The organism is Pseudarthrobacter raffinosi (assembly GCF_023913735.1).
GTDB classification, from domain to species: domain Bacteria; phylum Actinomycetota; class Actinomycetes; order Actinomycetales; family Micrococcaceae; genus Arthrobacter; species Arthrobacter raffinosi.
Map to the genome: position 1 here is coordinate 1 of NZ_JAMXBH010000039.1, position 8,281 is coordinate 8,281.

At 64.5% G+C, this 8,281-nt stretch carries 4 protein-coding genes and 2 pseudogenes; 3 read left to right on the forward strand and 3 right to left on the reverse strand.

Going from position 1 to position 8,281, the window contains the following annotated elements:
- The first annotated feature begins 134 nt into the window (after window positions 1-134).
- The 3 genes from NG698_RS21235 (at window position 135) to NG698_RS21245 (ending at window position 4,674) form a co-directional block, all read left to right on the forward strand.
- Window positions 135-1,133, forward strand: a complete 999-nt coding sequence (locus NG698_RS21235) for a glycosyltransferase family 2 protein (RefSeq protein ID WP_254749588.1) — start codon at window positions 135-137, stop codon at window positions 1,131-1,133.
- Window positions 1,130-1,321 (forward strand): hypothetical protein, encoded by a 192-nt coding sequence (locus tag NG698_RS21240; RefSeq protein ID WP_252612212.1) that lies wholly within the window; start codon window positions 1,130-1,132, stop codon window positions 1,319-1,321. Before NG698_RS21235 ends, NG698_RS21240 begins: the two co-directional genes overlap by 4 nt.
- 155 nt (window positions 1,322-1,476) lie before the next feature.
- Window positions 1,477-4,674: a phytase gene (locus tag NG698_RS21245; RefSeq protein WP_252612222.1), complete on the forward strand. Its 3,198-nt coding sequence runs from the start codon at window positions 1,477-1,479 to the stop codon at window positions 4,672-4,674.
- A gap of 214 nt (window positions 4,675-4,888) precedes the next feature.
- On the opposite strand, the pseudogene NG698_RS21250 reads toward NG698_RS21245, so the two are convergent.
- The 3 genes and pseudogenes from NG698_RS21250 to NG698_RS21260 form a co-directional block, all read right to left on the reverse strand.
- Window positions 4,889-6,005, reverse strand: a pseudogene (locus NG698_RS21250) (IS701 family transposase).
- A gap of 76 nt (window positions 6,006-6,081) precedes the next feature.
- A pseudogene (locus NG698_RS21255) lies at window positions 6,082-7,495 on the reverse strand (integrase core domain-containing protein).
- Between the two features lie 167 nt (window positions 7,496-7,662).
- Window positions 7,663-7,926, reverse strand: a complete 264-nt coding sequence (locus NG698_RS21260; RefSeq protein ID WP_252600813.1) for a hypothetical protein — start codon at window positions 7,924-7,926, stop codon at window positions 7,663-7,665.
- Window positions 7,927-8,281: the final 355 nt, after the last annotated feature.

Genomic DNA, 8,281 nt, shown 5'->3' on the forward strand with positions numbered 1-8,281 from the left:
CATGTGGGAGGCGCCCACCGCAGGCGCCAGACCTGAAGCCCTCCGCCGGGTGAAATATACCTACGCAAATGTCAGCGTCCCGCGGACGCCTATGGATCCCCAAGCGGTTCTCTCCCTCGTTCGGGGAGCGTAGCATGCTGGATCGTGGTGCACGTCCGAGCGTAACGATCGTCATTTGTGCTTATACCGAAAGGCGTTGGGACCGGTTGCTGGACGTCATAGAGTCCGTCCGGGCCCAATCAGTTGCACCCCAGGAGGTCCTGGTGGTGATTGACCATAACGCGGACCTCTACGAGCGGCTCACCGAAATTGTAGATGACGTGACGGTGGTGGAGAGCAGCGGTCCACGCGGGTTGTCCGGAGCGCGGAACACCGGCGTCGGACTTGCCGACTCGGACATTGTGGCCTTCCTCGACGACGACGCCGAGGCAGCCCCGGACTGGCTTCAACGGCTGCTTGCCCTTTATGACGATCCTGATGTCCTGGCCGTCGGCGGCCGCGTGGAACCGGTGTGGGAAACGGGCCGTCCGGGCTACTTCGGTGAAGAGCTCGACTGGATCGTAGGATGCAGCCACCGCGGAATGCCCAAGGTGGCCTCCGAGGTCCGGAATGTCATCGGCGCAAACATGTCTTTCAGGCGCGAAGTCCTCCGCCAGGTGGGCGGCTTCAACCTTTCGCTGGGGCGCCAGGGCACCTTGCCCCTTGGCTGTGAGGAGACCGAGATCTGCATCCGTTCGAAGATGGGCTCACCCGGATCGCGGATCGTCTACGAACCCGCGGCTTTGGTCCGCCACCATGTGCCGGCGGACAGGGGGACTTTGCGCTACATGCTGTCGCGTTCCTGGTCCGAAGGTATCTCCAAAGCCCAGGTCAGCCGGGTGGTAGGCCAAAAGCGGGCTCTAGGCCCGGAACGGCGCTACGTCCGGAGCGTACTGCCACGGGCGGTTTTTGCGGGAGTGCGCGATTGGGGCCGGGGCGACAACCCTCAGGGGCTGGGCCGGGCGGGAGCCGTCATCGCAGTCCTGGCTTGGACGGCCGCCGGGTACGTACGCGGACGCCGGATAGCGCACGTGGAGGGCCGCCCGCTGTCCGGGACCGTCATTGCGCGCGCACCGTGGAGCGAGGTCCAGTGAGCGAACGTGTCGATGAACTCCCCCCAGGAGGCGAGCGTGCCGGCCCGCAGGCCCAGACGCAGCAGGGTGAGCATGATGGCATAGTCGCGTCGCCCCTCGCTGCTTCGTCGGTCACACGAGCCCAGGAGCTTCCGGGCGTCATCGACGCTGATCCCGCTTGCCAAGGGGTGAGCGCCGGCGCCCTGTGATGGAAAGGGCCGCCCCGGAGAGATCCCTCTCGATCAGGCCGTCCAGGAAGCAAACGTCCCTGGCACACAAACCGGCCAGGTCGCCACCTGGTGCCCGCCTGGTTAGGAAACGGCTTGCCCGCAACACGTAAGCAGCAGCTGACAGAGAGGTCACCATGCGTATGGTCATCAGAATCCTCACCCCCTTGACGGTGGCTGGACTACTTGTGGGGCTCGCCGCTCCGGTCGCGAGTGCGGCAGTGGCGCAGGTGAGCGCAACGGTCGAAACGGCACCGATACACGGATCAGGGGATGCCGCGGACGACCCGGCCATCTGGATCCATCCCACCGACCCGTCGAAGAGCACCATCATCGGCACGGACAAGAGTACGGATGGGCACGGTCTGGTCGTCTACGACCTGTCTGGACGGGAGTTGTTCTATTATCCCGACGGACGGATGAACAATGTTGATGTCCGCTACAACTTCCCCCTCGGCAGCAGCCGCGTCGGTCTGGTCGGTGCCTCGAACCGCGTACGGAGCCTTGACTTCTACAAGGTCAACGAGTCGGATGGCTCGCTGACGAAGGTCGGCAGCTTCGCGCCCACCGCCAACATCGGCACGCCCCGCGGGTTCTCCTTTTACCACTCCCAGGAGACCGGTAAGTACTTCGCTTATGTCACCGATATCGGCAAGGTTGAGCAGTGGGAACTTGATGGCTCCACCGGGTCAGTTACGGGACGGCTCGTGCGCAGCTGGACGGTGAGCGGTCCCGCCCACACCGAGGGCCTGGTGGCGGATGATGAGATGAAGCGGCTCTACATCGCGCAGGAGGACATCGGTGGGATCTGGCGCTACGGCGCTGAGCCAGGGGATTCGACCGCCGGGACGATAGTTGTCAGCACCACCGAGAACGGCGGCGACATCGTCCAGGACATTAAGGGCATCAGCATCTACTACGGTAGCGGTGGCGCCGGTTACCTGCTGGCCGCGAGCCAGGGCTCCAACCGATTCCACGTTTATGCCCGCGACGACAACCGACCGCTGGGAGCCTTCGCCATCCCGGCCGGGAACGGGATCGATGCTGTGACCGGCATGGACGGGATAGACGTCACGAACTTCGGCGTCGGTGGGCCCTTCCCCCAGGGTTTCTTCGTCACGCAGGACACCGCCAACGACAACGGGCAGCGGCAGAACTTCAAGGCGGTGCCATGGCAGTCCATCGCTGCCGCCTACGCACCGGCTTTACTCGTCGATGCCGCCTATGACCCGCGCAAAATCGGGGCTGGGACCCCCACTCCCGATCCGCCTGACACGACGATCACGAGCAAGCCGGCCAACCCGGCGAGCTCCACGTCGGCTCAGTTCAGCTTCACCTCGGCATCGGCCAGCGCAACCTTCGACTGCTCGCTCGACTCGGCAGCATTCGCCAACTGCATCAGTCCGGTGTCATACACAGGACTGTCCGATGGCGCGCATACCTTCCAGGTTCGTGCCTCTGACCAGAACGGCGCTGATCCGACCCCCGCCAGTTATACGTGGACCGTGGACACGACGCCTCCGGCAGGGGACACGACGCCCCCGGAGACGGCCATCACCTCCGGACCGCCTGCGACGTCGACGTCGACAAGCGCCTCCTTCGCGTTCACCTCAAGTGAAGCCAATTCGACGTTCCAGTGCAGCCTGGACGGTGCGCCGCGCGTCGCCTGCACCTCACCCCAGACCTACACCGGGCTGTCGACCGGATCCCACACTTTCGGTGCCTGGGCCACCGACGCAGCAGGCAACACCGACGCGACAGAAGCGACGCATATCTGGAGCGTCGACCCCAGCGATACGACGGCTCCGACGGTGACGGTTACGTCTCCGGCTGCTGATGCGGCTGGTGTGGCGGGGACGGCGGATGTGACGGGGTCGTTCTCGGAGGCGATGGATGCCTCGACGGTCACGTCGAACACGTTCACGTTGACGGGGCCGACGGGGACGGTGCAGGCAGCGTACAGCAGCGCGGGCAACGTTGCGACGTTGGACCCGACTGCTAATCTGGCGGCGGATACGCCGTACACGGCGACGATCAGGGGCGGCCCCGCTGGGGTGAAGGATGTTGCCGGCAACGCGCTGGCGACGGACAGGACGTGGTCCTTCACCACGGCTCCCGCGGGCGGCGGCACGCCCGAGACTGTCACGCTCACGGCCACCGCTGACAGCTATGTCTCGAGCGGGGCGGCGGGGACGAACTATGGCACGAGTACCTTGCTGGGTGTGGACAAGAGCCCGGTGGAGGTCACGTACTTGAAGTTCGACCTGTCAGCGTATGCGGGTAGGGCGCTGGAGAGTGCGACGTTGCAGCTGCGTAGCGCCGGGAGCGGGTCAAAGGGTACGCAGAACGTCAAGCTGGTCGCTGATGACAGCTGGACCGAGGGTGGGATCACGTACAGCATCCGCCCGGCGCTCGGCACCAGCATCGGCGCCCTCGGCCCGACAACCACCAACACCAACTACAACATTCCGCTGACCCTCAGCGGCCTGACCGGTGAGCTCGGCCAACAGCTCTCGCTGGGAATGGACTCCACCAGCAGCGACGGCCTGGACCTCAACTCCAAGGAGGCCGGCAGCACCGTCGCACCCAGGCTGGTGCTCACGCTCAGCGGCGGTGGCGGTGGTGGTGATACGACGGCTCCGACCGTGACGGTTACGTCTCCGGCTGATGGGGCGACTGGTGTGGCGGCGGCGGCGGATGTGACGGGGTCGTTCTCGGAGGCGATGGATGCCTCGACCGTCACGTCGAACACGTTCACGTTGACGGGGCCGACGGGGACGGTGCAGGCAGCGTACAGCAGCACGGGCAACGTTGCGACGTTGAACCCGACTGCTGACCTGACCGCAAACACGACGTACACGGCCACGATCGAGAGCGGCCCCGCTGGGGTGAAGGATGTTGCCGGCAACGCGCTGGCGACGGACAAGACCTGGACCTTCACCACGGCTCCCGCGGGCGGTACGCCCGAAACGGTCACGCTCACGGCCACCGCTGACAGCTACGTGACGAGCGGGGCGACAGGGACGAACTTTGGCACAAGCACCATATTGGGTGTGGACAACAGCCCGGTGGAAGTCACGTACCTGAAGTTCGACCTGTCCGCGTATGCGGGCAGGACCATCCAGAGTGCAACGCTGCAGCTGCGCAGCGCCGGGAGCGGGTCAACAGGCACGCAGAACATCAAGCTGGTCGCCGATGACAGCTGGACCGAGACTGGGATCACGTACAACATCCGCCCGGCGCTCGGCGCTCGGCACCAGCATCGGCACCCTCGGCCCGACAACCACCAACACCACCTACAACATTCCGCTGACGGTCAGCGGACCGACCGGTGAGCTCGGCCAACAGCTCTCCCTGGGAATGGACACCAGCAGCGGCGACGGCCTGGACCTCAACTCCAAGGAGGCCGGCAGCACACTCGCACCCAAGCTCATCCTCACCCTAAGCTAGAGGTACTTTGTTAGGTTGGTGGCGCGTGTTGGCAGTAGGGGCAGCGGGTGAGCTGTCGGATGAGGATCCGTTGGAGTTCTTTGAGGACCCTGTAAAGGCTCAGGCTGCCCCTGCTGCTTTTGGGGTGGCAAGGCGTTTCCTGGTGATGAACAGGTGGGCCGCTGACACGAGGGTGACGTGGTGGTGGAGGCCCGGGAAGGACCGTCCCTCGAAGTGGGAGAGGCCGAGCCCGGTTTTCAGTTCGCGGTAGTCGTGTTCGATGCGCCACCGGATTTTTGTGCCGGCTGGCAGGCCTGACGCGCAGGGCCAGGAAGCGGGATTTCATGGCGGCGGCCCGGTTCCCGCGACCGGTTTTGGTGCCGTGCCGCCAGGTGACCTGTCGCAGTTGTCCTCTCCCGGCGGCCCCTGCGAGTTCGGCCAGGCTGGCCGGGTCCTGTCGGTAGCGGGGCACGCTGGGCCGGCCCTTGGGGCTGGTGCGTTCGGCGAGTTCGGGAATGGCATCGGCCGGGTAGGCGCTGGTGGATGCCTTGACCGCCATCGCCCACGGAATGGACCTCCGGGTCGGCTCGAGCCGGAACAACGCGTTGTCCCCGTACCCGGCGTCGGCGACCGCGACCGGGCATGTGCGTCCCCAATGGGCGAGTTCATCGATCATCTCCAGCGCCAGCTCCCACTTGGGCCGGTTACGCACGTAATCCGGGATCCTCGCCTTCACCCTGCGGGCGGCGACGGCTTCGGCGTGCTCGTTGGTGTCCGCACAAGTGTCGTCCCAGGCCTCGGGCACGAACAAGCGCCAGTTCACCGGGGCCGAGGCCTGGTCGCTGACCATGTGCACGGTCGCGGCAACCTGGCAGTTGCCGATCTTGCCCAGCGTGCCCGAGTACTGGCGCGCCACACACGCCGAGGCCACCCCGTCCTTCTTGAAGCCGGTATCGTCGATCACCCACGCCTCCGGGGCGATGGCCTCCTCAGCCAGGGTGGCCAGGCGGCGGCGGACCGGTTCGACCTTCCACGGCGAGGACGAGACGAACTGCTGCAGCTGCTGGTGGTCCACATCCAGGCGCTCGGCCATCGGCTGCATCGACTTGCGCCGCCCCTCCAGCATCAACCCCTGCAGATACAGCCGGCCCTTGGCACGCTGGTCCTTCCGGCCCAACGAAGCGAATACCTGCCCGACGAAGTCCTCCAGCTCGACCCGCAGTGATGTCTCTTCCATGCCCACGAAACGAAATTAACAGGTCAGGTTGGCGATTAAAAGTGTGATCTCTCAAGACATCGGTGACAGTTCTGCCTCAGGACACTGGTGACAGTTGCTGCCTCAGCACATCGGTGACAGTTCCTGCGGAAAGACGCCCGCTGCGGAATCGGGTGAGTGACCTGCTGATCCCGACGTATCCGGTGCCTTCCGGCGGCCATGCGTATTCGGCAATGACCTCGCCTTCGGTGTTGGCGAACGTGATTTCCTCGAGGTCCCAGGCGCTTGGTCAGGGAGAACAGCGTCGTGCCGATCTTGACGACGCCGTTGGAATAGACCCGCAGCTTCCGGCTGCCGTTGTCTGCCGGGTGGGAGATGGGGCCACTGATATTCTCGGGTGCGCCGGTCTCGAGCTGAATTTCCGCGTCCAGGCCGGTTGTGGTGCCGTTCTCCGGTGCTTCCCTTCCGGGATCCACCGCCGGTTGGACCGCCGTATTGGCAAGGACAGGATGCATGGCTGCCGGCCCTGACGCCTGCGGCTCGGGAAGAACCGGCAGGGGTTTGGGCCTGGGTGCCTCGGCGACGGCTGTGGCGTCCCACGACTGCTGCGGGGTGATGCGCCCGGGCAGTCCCTGGTGCGGTCGCTCGGTGTTGTAGACCAGGTCAAATCGGTCGACCATCTCCTGCAACTCTTGATGTGTTGCCGCGAGGGGTTGCTTGTCCAGCCACCGGAACAGGGTCTGGTGGAAGCGTTCGTTCTTGCCCTGGGTCGTTGGCTTGTACGGTTTTCCGGTGATCGCCTTGACCCCGAGCGAAGTCACGTAGGTGACCAGTTGGCCTTCAACGCCGCGACGTGAGGGATTTAAAGCCGCTCCGTTGTCTATCAAAAGCCGTTGCGGTACCCCGTGGGCCTTGATGCCCTTTTTCACGACCGCCATGGCCGCTTCGCTGGTTTCGCCGGAGGCCACGTGGGAGGCAACGGCGAGGCGCGAGTGGTCATCCTGCAGCTGGAAGATCACGCATTTACGCCCACCGGTCAGGACATATTCGGTGGCGTCCAGCTGCCAGCAGGCGTTCGGTGCCGGGTAGACGAACCGGCGGTACGAGGCCCGGGGCTTCTTCGCCGGTTCGGACCGGGCCACGTTCCTCTCGCGAAAGATCCGCGCCAGCGAAGCTGGCGAGGGCGCGTGCATCCCCAAGGCAATCATCTTGTCGTGCACGCTGATCGGCCCGTGATCCAGACCGGAGGATTCCAGGGCGGCACGCACCTTCAGCGTGTCTTGCTTGAGGTCCTCGGACAGCCGGGTCGGTGAGGTCTTGGGGCGGCGTGAGCGGGGCTCCAAGACAGCGGCCTGTCCTTCATCCCGCGCCCTGGCCAGGATCGCATAGAACGTCTTGCGAGTGATGCCGTGCTCGGCGCAGAACGTGGTGACGGCACCTCGCGGTGCGTCATCGGGCCACTGGGCGATCGCGAGGCGGATACGGGCGTTGACAGGCGCATTCTTGTTCACCTGTCATTCTTTGCCATCGCACGGGCCTCCACCCAAACCGGTTAGCACCAGGGGAAGTGTCACCACCAAAACCCGCGAAAGTGTCACCGATGTCCTGCGACATAACAGTTGGCGATTAAAAGAGTGGCGATTAAAAGCCCTACGCCGAAAAACCTAACAAAGTACTTCTAGGTCAGGCAGGAAGAGGATGATGCTTTCAGTGCCCGTGTTCTCGCCGCGGCGAGTGCGATCAGCTGAGACTGGATCTTGGTGATGCCGTGATCTCCATGAGCTCGGCGAGTTCGGCGGCTTTGGCCCCGGTCAGGATCAAAGAGGTTCAGCCGTACACGCACGAGGGCGTAGAGCGCGGTGAGCAGCTTCAGCTCCGCGGCGGTGTCGTAGCAGTAGCGGAAGGCGTGCCGGCGGACTACGTCGCCGTTTTTCTGCTCCACGTGGGCGTTGTCGTGGGACCACCATTGTCGGTATCAGATGGGGTGGGGAGCCTGGAATTATCGGCATAACCGGGCTTGAAAAAGGGAGATGTGCATGCGGATGTGCGCAATGACGTTCAACGGGTGACGGATGAATCTACGGTCACCCCGCGGAGCTAAACTCACGTCCTGCGACCTTGGCTAAACATGGCCGGGACCCCATCCTTAAGGATGGAGTCCCGGCCATGTTTAGTCCTCTTCCTGCCTGACCTAGCTCAGGGTGAGGATGAGCTTGGGTGCGAAGGTGCTGCCGGCCTCCTTGGAGTTGAGGTCCAGGCCGTCACCGCTGCTGGTGTCCATTCCCAGGGAGAGCTGT

Bases quoted from the DNA above. Each gene is read 5' to 3' on its own strand.
- NG698_RS21245 (WP_252612222.1), top strand. From the start codon at position 1,477: ATGCGTATGGTCATCAGAATCCTCACCCCCTTGACGGTGGCTGGACTA.
- NG698_RS21235 (WP_254749588.1), top strand. From the start codon at position 135: ATGCTGGATCGTGGTGCACGTCCGAGCGTAACGATCGTCATTTGTGCT.